This window comes from Rhizobium sp. BT04, from assembly GCF_030053135.1.
Lineage (GTDB): Bacteria > Pseudomonadota > Alphaproteobacteria > Rhizobiales > Rhizobiaceae > Rhizobium > Rhizobium binxianense.
The window spans coordinates 100,016-118,417 of sequence record NZ_CP125653.1; the positions used below are offsets into that span (position 1 = coordinate 100,016).

Genomic DNA, 18,402 nt, shown 5'->3' on the forward strand with positions numbered 1-18,402 from the left:
GGCGCGGCCGAATGGAATAGGCAAACGGGGATTTTATGACGGACCTTATTACTCCGACGAAGATCGTCAACACGACTGGCGATAGGAAAGTTGACGGGCTTCTTGATGTCTTCGCCTGGGACGGAACGATAACCTATGCGTTTCCCACAACCTCGGGATCCTATGTCTATAGCGGCGAGAAAAATTCTCAATTTTCTTCAATTTCGTCGCAACAGCAGACTCTCGCCTTGTTTTTTATGGAGCAGTCCTATGGGAATGCGGCAAATGACGGCTTCTCCGTAGAGGGGTTCACGAACGCCAACTTTGAGGCCGGAAGCGCGGATACCGCAACCGTGCGGTTCGCTCAATCTTCCCTACCTCCAACGGCGTGGACCTATATGCCAGGTGGCACCCGCGGCGGCGATATCTGGTTCGGGACGAAATATGCTGGCACCGAGGATGACCTTCGCTTTCCCGAGTTCGGCAACTATGCGGGCCATACCGTGGCCCATGAACTGGGTCATGCTCTCGGGCTGAAACATGCTCACGAAGCGGGTGATTTCAACGGGACAGTCGTTCCGAGCGCCTACGACTCGCTCGAATATACGATCATGACCTACCACACATTTATCGGAGACGATGAGAGCGGGGCGAAGTATGAGCATGATGGCGCGCCACAAACCTTCATGATGCTCGACATCGCCGCCCTGCAGCAAATGTATGGTGCGGACTATACGACGAACGGTGGCGACACCGTCTATAAGTGGAATCCGAACGAAGGCGTCACCTATGTCAACGGCGTTGCGGCCATCACGCCCGCTGCCAACCGCATCTTCGCGACAATCTGGGACGGCGGCGGTATCGATACCTATGATTTGAGCGCTTATACCACCGCCCTCAAGATCGACTTGCGAGCAGGGGGGTACTCGGTCTTTTCCCAGGGCCAGTTGGCCGACCTGGGAGGTGGTCCGAACAATGGCTACGCCCGCGGCAATATTTTCAACGCGCTTCTTTATGACAGCAACGTTGCCTCCTTGATCGAGAATGTTCAGGCCGGCTCAGGGAACGACAACATTGTCGGCAACGAGGCGAACAATACGCTTTGGGGCAATGCCGGAGATGATTCGCTTTACGGCGGTATCGGTGACGACACATTGATCGGAGGCGTTGGTTCCGACTGGATGGTGGGCGGGGCCGGCAACGATCTCTATGTTGTCGACGACAACTTCGATTTTGTGATCGAGAGTGCGAACCAGGGGACGGACACAGTCCAGACGGCGCTTTCAAGCTATACGCTCCGCAACAATGTCGAGACCTTGACCTACACGGGGTCAGCCAACTTCACCGGCACGGGCAATGTGCTTGCTAATACGATCACCGGCGGCGACGGCAACGACACGCTGGATGGCGGGGCAGGTGCGGACATCTTGATCGGCGGTGCCGGCAGCGACACCTATATCGTCGACAGCGTTGCCGATAGCGTTACCGAGAACGCCGATGCGGGAACCGACATGGTTCGCGCGACATCAGCAAGCTATACGCTTGGCACCAATGTCGAGAACCTCACCTACATCGGCACGGGAACTTTTATCGGAACAGGCAATGCGTTGAACAACATCCTGGCCGGGGGGGCAGGCGCTGACACCCTGGACGGAAAGGCGGGAGCAGACACACTGATCGGCGGAGCGGGCAACGACACCTATATTGTCGATGTTCTGGCCGACGTGGTCACCGAAGGGCTGAATGCGGGCACCGATCAGATCAATACGACGCTTTCTTCCTATGCTTTGACGAATATTGCCAACGTCGAAAACCTGAAGTTCATCGGCAGCGGCGATTTTAGCGGGACTGGCAACAGCCTCGCCAACGCGATCACCGGCGGCGCCGGCAACGATCTTCTGGACGGCGGCGCCGGCAATGACACGCTGGTCGGCGGGGCTGGCAACGACATCTATGTGGTCGACAGTGCGAGCGACGTCGTCACCGAGGCGGCCAGCGCCGGCACCGACGAAATCCGCACGGCGCTTGCGAGCTATACGCTCGGCAACAATGTCGAGAACCTGACCTACACGGGATCCGCCAGCTTCACCGGCACCGGCAATGCGCTTGATAACACGATCACCGGCGGCGCCGGCAATGATGTGCTGAATGGCGGGGCAGGTGCCGATAGCTTGATCGGCGGCGCAGGCGACGACACCTACATCGTCGACAATGCCGCCGACAGCGTCACCGAGGACGTCGATGCGGGAACCGACACGGTGCAGACGAATCTGACCGCCTATACGCTGGGGGTCAATGTCGAAAACCTCACCTATGGCGGAACGGGAACGTTCGCCGGAACAGGCAATGAGCTTGCCAATACGATCAGCGGCGCGGCAGGTGCTGACACCCTGGACGGAAAGGCCGGAGCAGACATACTGATCGGCGGGGCGGGCAACGACACCTATATCGTCGAAGATCTTACCGACGTGGTCACCGAAGGGCTGAATGCAGGCACCGATCTGATCAATACGACGCTTTCTTCCTATGCCTTGACCAATATTGCCAATGTCGAGAAGTTGACCTTCACCGGCACCGGCGATTTTGTTGGGACTGGAAACAGCCTTGCCAACACGATCACCGGCGGCGACGGCAACGACACGCTTGATGGCGGCGCCGGCAATGACACGCTGAATGGCGGTGCCGGCAACGACATTTATGTGGTCGACAGTGCGAGCGACGTCGTCATCGAGGCGGTCAGCGGCGGCACCGACGAAATCCGCACGGGACTTGCAGCCTACTCGATCGCCGCATTGGTCAATGTCGAGAACCTGACCTACACGGGATCCGCCAATTTCACCGGCACCGGCAATGCGCTTGATAACACGATCACCGGCGGCGCCGGCAATGACACGCTGAATGGCGGGGCAGGCGCTGACACGCTGATCGGCGGTGCGGGCAGCGACATCTACATCGTCGATAATGCCGCCGACAGCGTCGCCGAGAACGCCGATGCGGGGACCGACACGGTTCGGACGAACCTGGCGAGCTATACGCTTGCCGCCGATGTCGAGAACCTGAGCTTTACCGGCACGGGGGCGTTTGCGGGCACGGGCAACAATCTCGACAACGTGATCACCGGGGGCGCTGCCATCGATACGTTGTCGGGCGGCGCCGGCAATGATGTGCTGAACGGCGGGGCAGGCGCTGACACGCTGATCGGCGGTGCGGGCGATGACACCTACATCGTCGACAATGCCGCCGACAGCGTCGCCGAAGCCGCCGATGCGGGAAGCGACACGGTTCGCACGACACTGGCAAGCTATACGCTTGGCAGCGATGTCGAGAACCTCACCTACCTCGGCACGGGAACGTTTGCCGGAACAGGCAATGCGCTTGCCAATACGATCAGCGGCGCGGCAGGTGCCGACATCCTGGACGGAAAGGCCGGTGCGGACAGCTTGATCGGCGGGGCGGGTAACGACACCTATATTGTCGATGATCTGGCCGACGTGGTCACCGAAGGGCTGAATGCAGGCACCGATCTGATCAGGACGGCGCTTTCAAGCTATACGCTCGGCAGCAATGTCGAGAACCTGATCTTCACCGGCACCGGCACCGGCGATTTTAGCGGGACTGGCAACAGCCTCGCCAACGTGATCACCGGCGGCGCCGGCAACGATCTTCTGGACGGTGGCGCCGGCAATGACATGCTGAATGGCGGTGCCGGCAACGACATTTATGTGGTCGACAGTGCGAGCGACGTCGTCATCGAGGCGGTCAGCGGCGGCACCGACGAAATCCGCACGGGACTTGCAGCCTACTCGATCGCCGCATTGGTCAATGTCGAGAACCTGACCTACACGGGATCCGCCAATTTCACCGGCACCGGCAATGCGCTTGATAACACGATCACCGGCGGCGCCGGCAATGACACGCTGAATGGCGGGGCAGGCGCTGACACGCTGATCGGCGGTGCGGGCAGCGACATCTACATCGTCGACAATGCCGGCGACAGCGTCGCCGAAGCCGCCGATGGGGGAAGCGACACGGTTCGCACGACACTGGCAAGCTATACGCTTGGCAGCGATGTCGAGAACCTCACCTACCTCGGCACGGGAACGTTTGCCGGAACAGGCAATGCGCTTGCCAATACGATCAGCGGCGCGGCAGGTGCCGACATCCTGGACGGAAAGGCCGGTGCGGACAGCTTGATCGGCGGGGCGGGTAACGACACCTATATTGTCGATGATCTGGCCGACGTGGTCACCGAAGGGCTGAATGCAGGCACCGATCTGATCAGGACGGCGCTTTCAAGCTATACGCTCGGCAGCAATGTCGAGAACCTGATCTTCACCGGCACCGGCGATTTTAGCGGGACTGGCAACAGCCTCGCCAACGTGATCACCGGCGGCGCCGGCAACGATCTTCTGGACGGCGGCGCCGGCAATGACATGCTGAATGGCGGTGCCGGCAACGACATTTATGTGGTCGACAGTGCGAGCGACGTCGTCATCGAGGCGGTCAGCGGCGGCACCGACGAAATCCGCACGGGACTTGCAGCCTACTCGATCGCCGCATTGGTCAATGTCGAGAACCTGACCTACACGGGATCCGCCAATTTCACCGGCACCGGCAATGCGCTTGATAACACGATCACCGGCGGCGCCGGCAATGACACGCTGAACGGCGGGGCAGGCGCTGACACGCTGATCGGCGGTGCGGGCAGCGACATCTACATCGTCGACAATGCCGGCGACAGCGTCGCCGAAGCCGCCGATGGGGGAAGCGACACGGTTCGCACGACACTGGCAAGCTATACGCTTGGCGCCAATATCGAGAACCTCACCAATATCGGCACGGCAGCCTTTACCGGAACAGGCAACGCGCTGAACAACATCCTGTCCGGAGGGGCGGGGGTCGACACGCTCAAGGGCGGCACGGGCGACGACACCTATGTCATCTCCACCGGTGACATCGTCATCGAGAATGCCGACGAGGGAACCGACACGGTGCAGACGGCCCTGGCCGCCTATACGCTGGCGGCCAATGTCGAGAACCTCACCTATGCCGGTACGGCCGCGTTTACCGGCGTCGGCAATGGGCTCGACAATGTCCTCAAGGGCGGTGTTGCTGCCGACAAGCTCATCGGGGCTGGCGGCAACGACACTTTGATCGGCGGGGCTGGTGCCGACACGATGTCGGGTGGGATTGGCGACGACATTTATGTCGTCGATATCGCGACCGACCTGGTGATCGAGAATGCGAACGAGGGGACGGACACGGTCCAGACGGTGCTTGTCAGCTATACGCTCGGCAACAATGTCGAGACCCTGACCTACACCGGGTCCGCCAGCTTCACCGGCACCGGCAATGCGCTTGATAACACGATCACCGGCGGCGCCGGCAATGACACGCTGAATGGCGGGGCAGGCGCCGACACGCTGATCGGCGGTGCGGGCAGCGACATCTACATCGTCGATAATGCCGCCGACAGCGTCGCCGAGAACGCCGATGCGGGGACCGACACGGTTCGGACGAACCTGGCGAGCTATACGCTTGCCGCCGATGTCGAGAACCTGAGCTTTACCGGCACGGGGGCGTTTGCGGGCACGGGCAACAATCTCGACAACGTGATCACCGGGGGCGCTGCCATCGATACGTTGTCGGGCGGCGCCGGCAATGATGTGCTGAACGGCGGGGCAGGCGCTGACACGCTGATCGGCGGTGCGGGCGATGACACCTACATCGTCGACAATGCCGCCGACAGCGTCGCCGAAGCCGCCGATGCGGGAAGCGACACGGTTCGCACGACACTGGCAAGCTATACGCTTGGCAGCGATGTCGAGAACCTCACCTACCTCGGCACGGGAACGTTTGCCGGAACAGGCAATGCGCTTGCCAATACGATCAGCGGCGCGGCAGGTGCCGACATCCTGGACGGAAAGGCCGGTGCGGACAGCTTGATCGGCGGGGCGGGTAACGACACCTATATTGTCGATGATCTGGCCGACGTGGTCACCGAAGGGCTGAATGCAGGCACCGATCTGATCAGGACGGCGCTTTCAAGCTATACGCTCGGCAGCAATGTCGAGAACCTGATCTTCACCGGCACCGGCACCGGCGATTTTAGCGGGACTGGCAACAGCCTCGCCAACGTGATCACCGGCGGCGCCGGCAACGATCTTCTGGACGGCGGCGCCGGCAATGACATGCTGAATGGCGGTGCCGGCAACGACATTTATGTGGTCGACAGTGCGAGCGACGTCGTCATCGAGGCGGTCAGCGGCGGCACCGACGAAATCCGCACGGGACTTGCAGCCTACTCGATCGCCGCATTGGTCAATGTCGAGAACCTGACCTACACGGGATCCGCCAATTTCACCGGCACCGGCAATGCGCTTGATAACACGATCACCGGCGGCGCCGGCAATGACACGCTGAATGGCGGGGCAGGCGCTGACACGCTGATCGGCGGTGCGGGCAGCGACATCTACATCGTCGACAATGCCGGCGACAGCGTCGCCGAAGCCGCCGATGGGGGAAGCGACACGGTTCGCACGACACTGGCAAGCTATACGCTTGGCGCCAATATCGAGAACCTCACCAATATCGGCACGGCAGCCTTTACCGGAACAGGCAACGCGCTGAACAACATCCTGTCCGGAGGGGCGGGGGTCGACACGCTCAAGGGCGGCACGGGCGACGACACCTATGTCATCTCCACCGGTGACATCGTCATCGAGAATGCCGACGAGGGAACCGACACGGTGCAGACGGCCCTGGCCGCCTATACGCTGGCGGCCAATGTCGAGAACCTCACCTATGCCGGTACGGCCGCGTTTACCGGCGTCGGCAATGGGCTCGACAATGTCCTCAAGGGCGGTGTTGCTGCCGACAAGCTCATCGGGGCTGGCGGCAACGACACTTTGATCGGCGGGGCTGGTGCCGACACGATGTCGGGTGGGATTGGCGACGACATTTATGTCGTCGATATCGCGACCGACCTGGTGATCGAGAATGCGAACGAGGGGACGGACACGGTCCAGACGGTGCTTGTCAGCTATACGCTCGGCAACAATGTCGAGACCCTGACCTACACCGGGTCCGCCAGCTTCACCGGCACCGGCAATGCGCTTGATAACACGATCACCGGCGGCGCCGGCAATGACACGCTGAATGGCGGGGCAGGCGCCGACACGCTGATCGGCGGTGCGGGCAGCGACATCTACATCGTCGATAATGCCGCCGACAGCGTCGCCGAGAACGCCGATGCGGGGACCGACACGGTTCGGACGAACCTGGCGAGCTATACGCTTGCCGCCGATGTCGAGAACCTGAGCTTTACCGGCACGGGGGCGTTTGCGGGCACGGGCAACAATCTCGACAACGTGATCACCGGGGGCGCTGCCATCGATACGTTGTCGGGCGGCGCCGGCAATGATGTGCTGAACGGCGGGGCAGGCGCTGACACGCTGATCGGCGGTGCGGGCGATGACACCTACATCGTCGACAATGCCGCCGACAGCGTCGCCGAAGCCGCCGATGCGGGAAGCGACACGGTTCGCACGACACTGGCAAGCTATACGCTTGGCAGCGATGTCGAGAACCTCACCTACCTCGGCACGGGAACGTTTGCCGGAACAGGCAATGCGCTTGCCAATACGATCAGCGGCGCGGCAGGTGCCGACATCCTGGACGGAAAGGCCGGTGCGGACAGCTTGATCGGCGGGGCGGGTAACGACACCTATATTGTCGATGATCTGGCCGACGTGGTCACCGAAGGGCTGAATGCAGGCACCGATCTGATCAGGACGGCGCTTTCAAGCTATACGCTCGGCAGCAATGTCGAGAACCTGATCTTCACCGGCACCGGCACCGGCGATTTTAGCGGGACTGGCAACAGCCTCGCCAACGTGATCACCGGCGGCGCCGGCAACGATCTTCTGGACGGTGGCGCCGGCAATGACATGCTGAATGGCGGTGCCGGCAACGACATTTATGTGGTCGACAGTGCGAGCGACGTCGTCATCGAGGCGGTCAGCGGCGGCACCGACGAAATCCGCACGGGACTTGCAGCCTACTCGATCGCCGCATTGGTCAATGTCGAGAACCTGACCTACACGGGATCCGCCAATTTCACCGGCACCGGCAATGCGCTTGATAACACGATCACCGGCGGCGCCGGCAATGACACGCTGAACGGCGGGGCAGGCGCTGACACGCTGATCGGCGGTGCGGGCAGCGACATCTACATCGTCGACAATGCCGGCGACAGCGTCGCCGAAGCCGCCGATGGGGGAAGCGACACGGTTCGCACGACACTGGCAAGCTATACGCTTGGCGCCAATATCGAGAACCTCACCAATATCGGCACGGCAGCCTTTACCGGAACAGGCAACGCGCTGAACAACATCCTGTCCGGAGGGGCGGGGGTCGACACGCTCAAGGGCGGCACGGGCGACGACACCTATGTCATCTCCACCGGTGACATCGTCATCGAGAATGCCGACGAGGGAACCGACACGGTGCAGACGGCCCTGGCCGCCTATACGCTGGCGGCCAATGTCGAGAACCTCACCTATGCCGGTACGGCCGCGTTTACCGGCGTCGGCAATGGGCTCGACAATGTCCTCAAGGGCGGTGTTGCTGCCGACAAGCTCATCGGGGCTGGCGGCAACGACACTTTGATCGGCGGGGCTGGTGCCGACACGATGTCGGGTGGGATTGGCGACGACATTTATGTCGTCGATATCGCGACCGACCTGGTGATCGAGAATGCGAACGAGGGGACGGACACGGTCCAGACGGCGCTTGTCAGCTATACGCTCGGCACCAATGTCGAGACCCTGACCTATACCGGGTCCGCCAGCTTCACCGGCACCGGCAACGCGCTTGCCAACACGATCACCGGCGGCGCCGGCAATGACACGCTGAATGGCGGGGCAGGCGCCGACACGCTGATCGGCGGTGCGGGCAGCGACACTTACATCGTCGACAATGCCGCCGACAGCGTCACCGAAGCCGTCGCCGCGGGGATCGACACGGTTCGCACGACCCTGGCAAGCTATACGCTTGGCAGCGATGTCGAGAACCTCACCTATGTGGGAACGGCAGCCTTTACCGGAACAGGCAATGCGCTGAACAACATCCTGACCGGGGGGGCAGGTGCCGACACCTTGGACGGAAAGGCAGGAGCAGACATACTGATCGGCGGAGCGGGCAACGATACCTATATTGTCGATGATCTGGCCGACGTGGTCACCGAAGGGGTGAATGCAGGCACCGATCTGGTCAGGACGACGCTTTCAAGCTATACGCTCGGCAACAATGTCGAGAACCTGACCTATACGGGATCCGCCAGCTTCACCGGCACCGGCAATGCGCTTACCAACATGATCACCGGCGGTGCCGGCAATGATCTTCTGGACGGCGGCGCCGGCAATGACATACTGATCGGCGGGGCTGGCAACGACATCTATGTGGTCGACAGTACGAGCGAAGTCGTCACCGAGGCGGTCAGCGCCGGCACCGACGAAATCCGCACGGCGCTTGCGGGCTATACGCTCGGCGACAATGTCGAGAATCTGACCTATACGGGATCCGCCAACTTCACCGGCACCGGCAATGCGCTCGCCAACACCATCACCGGCGGCGCCGGCAACGACATACTGGACGGTGGCGCTGGCGCCGATAGCTTGATCGGCGGTGCGGGTGACGACACCTACATCGTCGACAATGCCGCCGACAGCGTCACCGAGAACGCCGATGCAGGAAGCGACACGGTTCGCACGACGCTGGCGAGTTATACGCTTGGCAGCGATGTCGAGAACCTCACCTATGCCGGAACGTCTGACTTCAGCGGAACAGGAAATTCGCTGGATAACCTCATTCTCGGCGGTAGTGGGACCAACACGCTGACCGGTGGCGCCGGCAACGATATTCTCATTGGCGGGGAGGCAGCTGATTTCTTCGTTTATTCGCCGAACTGGGGTCACGATACGATCATAGACTTCATGGCAATCGGCACGGCGCATGACACGATCCGGATCGATCACAGCATTTTCGCCGATTGGGCGTCGCTTCTTGCTGCATCCAGTCAGTCTGGCAGCGATACAATCGTTACAGCCGATATCGACAACACCATAACGTTGAAGAACGTGGCCGTATCAAGCCTAGACTCGTTCGACTTCCTGTTCGCGTGAGCCCAATAAAACCTCCCCGATAGAAATCATGCCGGGGAGGATGGCCGATTTTCAAAGTATATCGCGAAACTGTGCGGCCTTCGCGCCGTTGATGTCAGCTGGATGTGGCGTAAGCATCGCCCATTCCCTAACTCAAATCATGCAGATCCGTCGTCATCGCCGGCCCAATCGAAAACTCCGAAAACCGCACCCTCAACCCACTGCGCTCCGGCGTGCAGGCTGTCGGGCCTACCTCATAATGCGCGGCTACGGGGAAGGGCGCTAACCGCAGCAGCGGCCAGAAACTGCCATCGCGCGAAGCCTGGATGCGCATCGCGCCGTTGGCGACGGTGACGCGGATACGGAAATCTTCCAATTCCTTGAAGGGCTGCGCCACCGACCAGTCGGATCTGCCGTCGGTGACGACGGTGCTGAGGAAGGGTTCGCCGTCGGTGAACTCGACGCCTGTTTTCACCCAGCATTTCTCGTCGATGCGCACCATCAGGCCGGCCTGGTCGTAGAGCGTGCGGAATTCGCCCTGGACGCGGATTTGCGCGGTGAAGCCGTCGGCGGTGGGAAAGGCGAGGAAATGGCCGCTGTCGCGGGTGAAGCCGTAATGGGTTTGCCGCCAGAAATCGGTTTTCTCGTCGGTCGTCAGGGTGAGGGCGGCTTCGTCCGCCTGCCAGTTTGCCGGCTCGTTCAGCCATTTGCCGCCGTTGAAATCGATGCTCATCCTGTTCTCCCGTTCCGTGAAGCCTGGCCGCAGGGCGGTCGCCCGACCTTGGCATATCACGCAGCCCCAGTGGAGGGGCGCAGGCGCATCTGAAGATGGTGTTTTTTCGATGTTGCGCTATCCGTGGCTGCATAATCCGTCGCTGCTGCTTGACAGGATCGATCCATCTCCTATTCTGTTACAAAAAGATGAATTACATAATTGTGGAACTAAACGGGAGCCCTCAGATGAAAACATTGGTCGCATTCCTTCTCGGCATTGCGTTCGTCACCCTGCCTTCGACGCTGCTTGCCCAGGAAAAGGGCGGTGTCATCAACGTCGCAACGATCGGCGAGCCGCCGACGCTCGATCCGATGTCGTCGACGGCCGATCTCGTCGGCATCGTCACCCAGCACATTTTCGAAACGCTCTACACCTTCGACAAGAGCTGGAACGTCACGCCGCTTCTGGCCGAAAGCCTGCCTGAGATCAGCGCCGACGGCAAAACCTATACGATCAAGCTCAGGACCGGCATCAAGTTCCACGACAATACCGACATGACCTCGGAAGATGTCGTCGCCTCGCTTGGCCGCTGGATGAAGATCGCTTCGCGCGGTAAGCAGGTGGCCGGTTTCATCGACAAGGTCACCGCCGTCGATCCGACGACCGTCACCATCACGCTGAAGCAGCCCTATGCGCCGCTGACCTCGCTGCTTGCCTTCAACAATTCGGCGGCGATCATCATCCCGTCCGAAAAGCAGGACGAGCCGATGAAGGAATTCATCGGCACCGGTCCCTACATGCTGAAGGAGCGCAAGGCCGACCAGTATATCCAGCTCGTCCGCTTCGACGGCTACAAGTCGCGCGAAGGCGACAGCAACGGTTATGGCGGCGCTCGCCACCAATATCTCGATGAGATCCGCTTCGTACCGGTGCCGGATCCGAACACCCGCGTCGAGGCCGCCGTTTCCGGCCAGTATGATTATGTCGACTCGATCCCGGTCGAATCCTACGACAAGCTGAAGGCCTCCACCGCCTCGCAGCCGATCATCCTCAAGCCCTTCGGTTATCCCGTCTTCGTCTTCAACACCGCCGATGGCATCAACAAGAATGTCGAAGTCCGCAAGGCGATTCGCCAGGCGCTCAGCATGGAGGACATGCTGGCCGCGGCTTTCGGCAGCAAGGATTTTTACACGCTCGACGGCGCCATCTATCCGAAGACCTTTGCCTGGTCGACGGATGCTGGCGTCGAGGGCGCCTATAACGTCGCCGATCCGGAAGGGGCGGCCGCTGCCGCCAAGAAGGCCGGTTACAACGGCGAACCGATCCGGATTCTAACCAGCCGCCAGTACGAGTTCCACTACAAGATGGCGCAGGTTGCCGCCGAATATCTGAAGCTTGCCGGCTTCACCGTCGATATGCAGGTTGTGGACTGGGCGACGCTGACGCAGCGCCGCACCGATCCGAAGCTTTGGGATATCTACATCACTCATAGCCCCTTCCTGCCGGAGCCGGCTCTTATCGGCTCGCTCTCGACCAGTTCGCCCGGCTGGTGGGATACGCCGGCCCGCAAGGCCGCCGTCGATGCCTTCACTTCGGAAGTCGATCCGAAGAAGCGCGTGGCACTCTGGGCCGATGTCCAGAAGGCCGTTTATACCGACGCGCCCTTCATGAAGATCGGCGACTTCAACGCCGTCTCGGCAAAGTCGGTCAAGCTCGACGGCGTCGATCCGGCGCCGTGGCCGTATTTCTGGAATGCTTCGATCAAGAAGTGATGGAGTGACTTTGGTGGCCATCGCTAGCTCCCTCATCCCTGTGCTTGTCACAGGGATCCAGCCACGGCGCCTCTGCGCCGTGATTGACCCTTATTCGGTCAAGGAGTCTTCCGCGCCCAACGACTTGGGCGCGCTGGATTCCTGTGACAAGCACAGGAATGAGGGGAGAGGAACGGCAGATTCCACTACGATACCACGGGGACCAAGCGCAGGAGCAAGGTTCGGATGATACGCTACACCCTCCAGCGCCTGTTCGGCATGATCGTCGTGATGTTTCTCGTCGTCACGATCGTCTTCGTCATCGTGCGCGTGACACCGGGAGATCCAGCCGCTGTCATGCTCGGGCCGGATGCGACGCCGCAGGATATTGCCGATCTCAGGTCCCGGCTCGGCCTCGATCAGTCGCTCGGCCTGCAATATCTCTATTATATCGGCCAGCTGCTGAAGGGCGATCTCGGCCAGTCGATCTTTCTCAACATGCCGGTCACCGCGGCGCTCATCGACCGCGCCGAGCCGACCTTCTTCCTGACGCTGTTCTCGCTGGTCATTGCCAGCATCATCGCCCTGCCGATCGGCATCTATGCCGCCTATCGCCGCGGCTCCTTGGTCGACCAGGCGGCAACGACGCTTGCAATGTTTGCCGCCAGTATTCCAAGCTTCTGGCTCGGCCTCATCCTGATGCAGTTCTTCGCCGTCCGGCTTAACCTCTTCCCGGTCTCGGGTTATGGCGGCCCCGGCTCGACCTTCTTCGAGCGCATGTATCATCTGACGCTGCCGGCCTTTGCGCTCGGCATCGTCTCCTCGGCGCTGATCCTGCGTTTCACCCGCGCCTCGATGCTCGATGTGCTCGGCGACGATTATATCCGCACGGCGCGCGCCAAGGGGCTGATCGAGCGCAAGGTGATCCTCAAACATGCGCTGAAGAATGCGCTGATCCCGATCCTGACGGTGCTCGGCCTGACGGCGGCGGTGCTGATTTCGGGCGCCGTCGTCACCGAAACCGTCTTCGGCCTGCCGGGAGTCGGCAATCTCGTCGTCTCGGCGGTGCTGCGCCGCGACTACCCCGTCATCCAGGGCGCGCTGCTGGTTATCGCCGCGCTCTACGTGCTGATCAATTTTGCGATCGACATGCTTTATCTGCTGGTCGATCCGAGGGTGCGCTACTGATGGCCGATATCGCGATCAAGCCAACCGAAAGCGAGGGCGGCAAATTCGTCCGCCGCCTGCTGAAGCGCAGGACGGTGGCCTTTGGCCTGTTGATCCTGACGATCTTCGTGCTGCTGGCGGTGTTTGCGCCTGTCGTCGCGCCCTATTCACCGTCGAAACTGTCCATCGTCAACCGGCTGAAGCCGCCGAGCGGCATGTTCTTCTTCGGCACGGACGAATTCGGCCGCGACGTCTTCTCGCGCACGATCTTCGCCGCGCGCCTGTCGCTGCTGGTCGGCGCTGCCGTCGTGACGCTTTCGGCGGTGATCGGCGTGACGCTCGGCCTGCTCGCCGGCTTTTTCCAGAAGCTCGACACGCCGATCGCCCGGCTGATCGATGCGATGATGGCATTCCCGGATATTCTGCTGGCGATCGCGCTGGTCGCCGCCCTCGGTCCCTCGCTGACGACTGTCATCATCGCGCTGTCGATCGTCTATGCGCCGCGCCTTGCCCGCATCGTCCGCGCATCGACGCTGGTTATTCGTGAGCTTCCCTATGTCGAGGCGGCGAGGGCGCTCGGGATTTCGACCTTCCATATCATGACGCGGCATGTGCTGCGCAATCTGCTGTCGCCGATCCTGGTGCAAGCGACGTTCCTCTTTGCCAGCGCCATGCTTGCCGAAGCCGGCCTGTCTTTTCTCGGCCTCGGCGTCAGCCCTGAGATCCCGACCTGGGGAACGATGATCGCCGCCGGCCGGCAATATATCGGCCAGGCCGACTGGATGACGCTGTTTCCCGGCGTCGCCATCATTCTTTCGGTGCTGTCGCTGCAGATGGTCGGTGACGGCCTTAGGGACATGCTCGACCCAAGACTTCGCAAGGATCTTTAAATCCGCCGACCCCTCGGTCGGCTTAATCCAAATTCGCCAAATCGAAAATTGCATGACAGGAGTTTGCGTGAATCAGTTTCCCACCGCCGCCGGCAAGGCCGAGAACTCGCCTTACGAACGGCTTGCCGCCCTCGGCATAACGCTGCCGCCGCCGCCGCCGCCGATCGCCAATTTCGTGACGCATGTGCTGGAGGGCAATATGCTCTATCTCTCCGGCCAGGGACCGCGCGAGGCCGACGGCTTCCTGCATGCCGGCAAGGTTGGCGCCGACGTCGGTGTCGAGGCGGCCTATGATCATGCGCGGCTGACCGGCATCAATCTGCTCGCCGTCATGCAGGATGCGCTCGGCGATCTCTCCCGCGTCAAGCGGGTGGTCAAGCTGCTCGGCATGGTCAATGCCGTGCCCGAGTTCGAGGATCATCCGAGCGTCATCAACGGCTGCTCGGATCTCTTGATCGAGGTCTTCGGGCCGGCTGGCGAACATGCCCGCTCGGCCGTCGGCTTCGGCTCGCTGCCCGGCAACATCACCGTCGAGATCGAGGCGATCGTCGCCTTGCACGGCTGACGAGAACTTTCATATTGGGAGCAGGGTTCTATTTTATCCCGCTACTCGCCCCAGAATTCTGGAGACCTTCATGTCCACTGATATCAGACCATCAATCGGTCTTCGCCCCGTCATCAACGTATCGGGCACGATGACGGGCCTCGGCGCTTCGATCGTCGTGCCGGAGGCGATCGAGGCGATGGCGTCGATCCTGCCGCATTTCGTCGAGATCAACGACCTGCAGCGCAAGGCCAGCACCGTCATTGCCCGGCTGACCGGCGGCGAGGCGGGTTTCGTCACCGCCTCCTGCTCGGCCGGCATTTCGCTCGCCGTTGCCGGGGCCATCACCGGCGACAATCTGCTGGCGATCGAGAAGCTGCCGGATGTCACCTCCGAGAAGAACGAAGTGCTGGTGCAGATGGGCCATGTGGTGAGCTACGGCGCACCGGTCGACCAGGCGATCCGGCTTGCCGGCGGCAAGGTCGTGCTGATCGGCCAGGCAACCTCGACGCATCGCTTCCACATGGAAAATGCCATCACCGAAAAAACCGCGGCTGCAGTCTATGTCGTTTCCCATCATGTCGTCGACTACGGCCTGCTCAACCTGAAGGAATTTGTCGAGATCGCCCATGCCAGGGGCGTGCCGGTCATCGTCGATGCGGCCTCGGAATATGATCTCAGGGTTTTCCTGGAGCAGGGCGCCGAAATCGCCCTTTACTCCGGCCACAAATTCCTCGGCGGCCCGACTTCGGGCATCGTGGCCGGCAAGAAGGAACTGGTGCGCCACGCCTTCCTGCAGAATATGGGCATCGGCCGCGGCATGAAGGTCGGCAAGGAGAGCATCTTCGGGGTCATGGCGGCACTCGAAGCCTGGGAAAGCCGCGATCATGCCGGCATCCGCGAACGCGAGACCGGCTATCTCAACCTGTGGAAGCGCGCGCTCGACGGCCGCCCCGGTGTCACCGCGCTGATCGAGCCGGATCCGACCAACAATCCGCTCGATCGGCTGCGTCTGATCGTTGAGCCCGAGCAGGCGCATATCACCGCCTGGGATCTGGCCGATGCGCTGGCGAGGGGCAACCCGCCGATCATCGTGCGCGATCACGAGGTGGAGCACCGCTATTTCTATCTCGACCCGTGCAACCTGCACCCCGGTCAGGAGACGATCGTCGCCGAACGTCTGGCGGAAGAACTCGACAAGGCGCGTGCCTCCAACGAGATCATCGCAACGCCCATCGAGAACCGTAGCCGGCACCGTTTCGATGGTATGCTGCGCTGGCCGGATTGAGCCGAAGAGGAGCGGATATGGCCAGGGTCCAAGCGCAACCGATCGAGTCGGCAGACGTTCTTTCCGTCGACGGACTGACGACGTCCTTTCTGGTGGACGGCGTCTGGAAACCTGTTGTGCGCGACGTCTCCTTCACCGTCGCACCTGGTGAAACGGTGGCGATCGTCGGCGAATCCGGCTCGGGCAAGAGCGTCACCTCGCTCTCGATCATGCGGCTGCTGCAGGCGGATACCAGCCGTGTAGAGGGCCGCGTCATGCTCGGCGGGCGCGACCTGCTGGCCTTGCCGGAACATGCCATGCGGCAGGTGCGCGGCAACGAGGTGGCGATGATCTTCCAGGAGCCGATGACATCGCTCAATCCGCTCTTCACCATCGGCGACCAGATTTCCGAGGCGCTGCTCTGCCATTCCGATATGAGCAAGGCGGACGCCAAAGCCGAGACGATAAGACTTCTGGAAAAGGTCCGCATCCCGTCGGCCGCCTCGCGCTTCGGCGAATATCCGCATCGTTTTTCCGGCGGCATGCGCCAGCGGGTGATGATCGCCATGGCGCTCGCCAGCCGGCCGAAACTGTTGATCGCCGACGAGCCGACGACGGCGCTCGACGTGACCATCCAGGGCCAGATCCTCGATCTCATCAAGATGCTGCAGGAGGAGGAGGGAACCTCGGTTCTGTTCATCACCCATGATATGGGCGTCGTCGCCGAGATCGCCGACCGGACGGTGGTGATGTATCGCGGCGAACAGGTCGAAAGCGGCGCCACCGCCGATATCTTCCACCGCGGCAGACATCCCTACACGAGGGCGCTGCTCTCGGCCGTGCCGGTGCTCGGCTCGATGCAAGGCCGGCAAAGGCCGCTGCGCTTTCCGGTGGTCAATACGGCAACCGGGGAATCCGACGTGCCCGCCGAGGCGGCCGATACGGTGGCGGCGACGCCGGTGTTGCAGGTGAAGAATCTCACCAAGCGCTTCGACATTCATACCGGCCTGTTCGGCCGGCTGACCAGCCGGGTGCATGCGGTCGAAAACGTCTCTTTCGATCTGCATGCCGGCGAGACGCTGTCGCTCGTCGGAGAATCCGGCTGCGGCAAATCGACGACGGGGCGTGCCATCATGCGCCTCATCGAGCCACAGGCCGGTTCCGTTCTAGTCGAGGGCAGGGAGGTGCTCGGCCTCGACAGGAAGGATTTGCGCGAGATGCGCAAATCCGTGCAGATGATCTTCCAGGACCCCTTTGCCAGCCTCAATCCGCGCATGACGGTGGGGGCGGCAATCGCCGAGCCCTATCTCGAACACAGGATGGGCAATGCGAGAGAGGCAAAAGAGGTGGTCGCCGACCTCTTGGTAAAGGTCGGCCTGTCCCCGGATATGGCCGCGCGTTATCCGCATGAATTTTCCGGCGGTCAGCGCCAGCGTATCTGCATCGCCCGGGCGCTCGCCTTGCAGCCGAAGGTCATCTTCGCCGATGAAAGCGTCTCGGCGCTCGACGTTTCGATTAAGGCGCAGGTCATCAACCTGATGCTCGATCTGCAACAGAGCCTCAATCTCGCCTTCCTGTTCATCTCGCACGACATGGCGGTCGTCGAGCGCGTCAGCCACCGTGTGGCGGTGATGTATCTCGGCGAGATCGTCGAGATCGGCCCGCGCGCCGCCGTCTTCGAAAATCCGCAGCATGCCTATACGAAGAAACTTATCGCGGCCGTGCCAGTGCCTGATCCCGATCGTCGCCATGAAAAGCGTATGGTGGCGAATGACGAGATCAAGAGCCCGATGCGCCCGGTCGATTATCGGCCTCCGGCCACCTTCTATCGCGAAGTCGGGCCGGGTCATCTGGTGATGGCCGATCGGTAGTGCAGCCCTGCGCGAGCCATTGGGAGTTGCCTAACGGACCGTCGGCGCATAAAGC

General features: G+C 61.6%; 8 protein-coding genes. 7 read left to right on the forward strand and 1 reads right to left on the reverse strand.

Annotated elements, in window-relative coordinates:
- Positions 1-377: 377 nt before the first annotated feature.
- Entirely contained in the window at positions 378-10,163 is a 9,786-nt protein-coding gene (locus QMO82_RS31725; protein WP_283196662.1) for a M10 family metallopeptidase C-terminal domain-containing protein, read from the forward strand.
- Between the two features lie 127 nt (positions 10,164-10,290).
- Here QMO82_RS31725 and QMO82_RS31730 read toward each other — a convergent pair whose 3' ends face one another.
- Positions 10,291-10,875, reverse strand: a complete 585-nt coding sequence (locus QMO82_RS31730) for a DUF1349 domain-containing protein (RefSeq protein WP_183610475.1) — start codon at positions 10,873-10,875, stop codon at positions 10,291-10,293.
- A gap of 227 nt (positions 10,876-11,102) precedes the next feature.
- Between QMO82_RS31730 and QMO82_RS31735 the strand changes: the two genes are divergently transcribed.
- From QMO82_RS31735 to QMO82_RS31760, 6 genes are all read left to right on the forward strand, one after another.
- Complete coding sequence (locus tag QMO82_RS31735; protein ID WP_183610474.1) at positions 11,103-12,629, forward strand: ABC transporter substrate-binding protein; 1,527 nt, start codon at positions 11,103-11,105, stop codon at positions 12,627-12,629.
- 225 nt (positions 12,630-12,854) lie between these two features.
- A complete protein-coding gene (locus QMO82_RS31740) occupies positions 12,855-13,796 on the forward strand; it encodes an ABC transporter permease (protein WP_183610473.1) in 942 nt (313 codons plus the stop codon).
- Positions 13,796-14,665, forward strand: a complete 870-nt coding sequence (locus QMO82_RS31745; protein ID WP_097616861.1) for an ABC transporter permease — start codon at positions 13,796-13,798, stop codon at positions 14,663-14,665. Before QMO82_RS31740 ends, QMO82_RS31745 begins: the two co-directional genes overlap by 1 nt.
- A gap of 52 nt (positions 14,666-14,717) precedes the next feature.
- Positions 14,718-15,230: a RidA family protein gene (locus QMO82_RS31750; protein ID WP_183610472.1), complete on the forward strand. Its 513-nt coding sequence runs from the start codon at positions 14,718-14,720 to the stop codon at positions 15,228-15,230.
- Between the two features lie 70 nt (positions 15,231-15,300).
- Entirely contained in the window at positions 15,301-16,497 is a 1,197-nt protein-coding gene (locus tag QMO82_RS31755; RefSeq protein WP_183610471.1) for an aminotransferase class V-fold PLP-dependent enzyme, read from the forward strand.
- 17 nt (positions 16,498-16,514) lie between these two features.
- Positions 16,515-18,347 (forward strand): ABC transporter ATP-binding protein, encoded by a 1,833-nt coding sequence (locus QMO82_RS31760; RefSeq protein WP_183610470.1) that lies wholly within the window; start codon positions 16,515-16,517, stop codon positions 18,345-18,347.
- Positions 18,348-18,402 lie beyond the last annotated feature (55 nt).

Coding starts and splice junctions, on each gene's coding strand:
- QMO82_RS31740 (WP_183610473.1), top strand. CDS start 12,855: ATGATACGCTACACCCTCCAGCGCCTGTTCGGCATGATCGTCGTGATG.
- QMO82_RS31750 (WP_183610472.1), top strand. CDS start 14,718: ATGACAGGAGTTTGCGTGAATCAGTTTCCCACCGCCGCCGGCAAGGCC.
- QMO82_RS31745 (WP_097616861.1), top strand. CDS start 13,796: ATGGCCGATATCGCGATCAAGCCAACCGAAAGCGAGGGCGGCAAATTC.
- QMO82_RS31755 (WP_183610471.1), top strand. CDS start 15,301: ATGTCCACTGATATCAGACCATCAATCGGTCTTCGCCCCGTCATCAAC.
- QMO82_RS31735 (WP_183610474.1), top strand. CDS start 11,103: ATGAAAACATTGGTCGCATTCCTTCTCGGCATTGCGTTCGTCACCCTG.
- QMO82_RS31725 (WP_283196662.1), top strand. CDS start 378: ATGCCAGGTGGCACCCGCGGCGGCGATATCTGGTTCGGGACGAAATAT.
- QMO82_RS31730 (WP_183610475.1), bottom strand. CDS start 10,875: ATGAGCATCGATTTCAACGGCGGCAAATGGCTGAACGAGCCGGCAAAC.
- QMO82_RS31760 (WP_183610470.1), top strand. CDS start 16,515: ATGGCCAGGGTCCAAGCGCAACCGATCGAGTCGGCAGACGTTCTTTCC.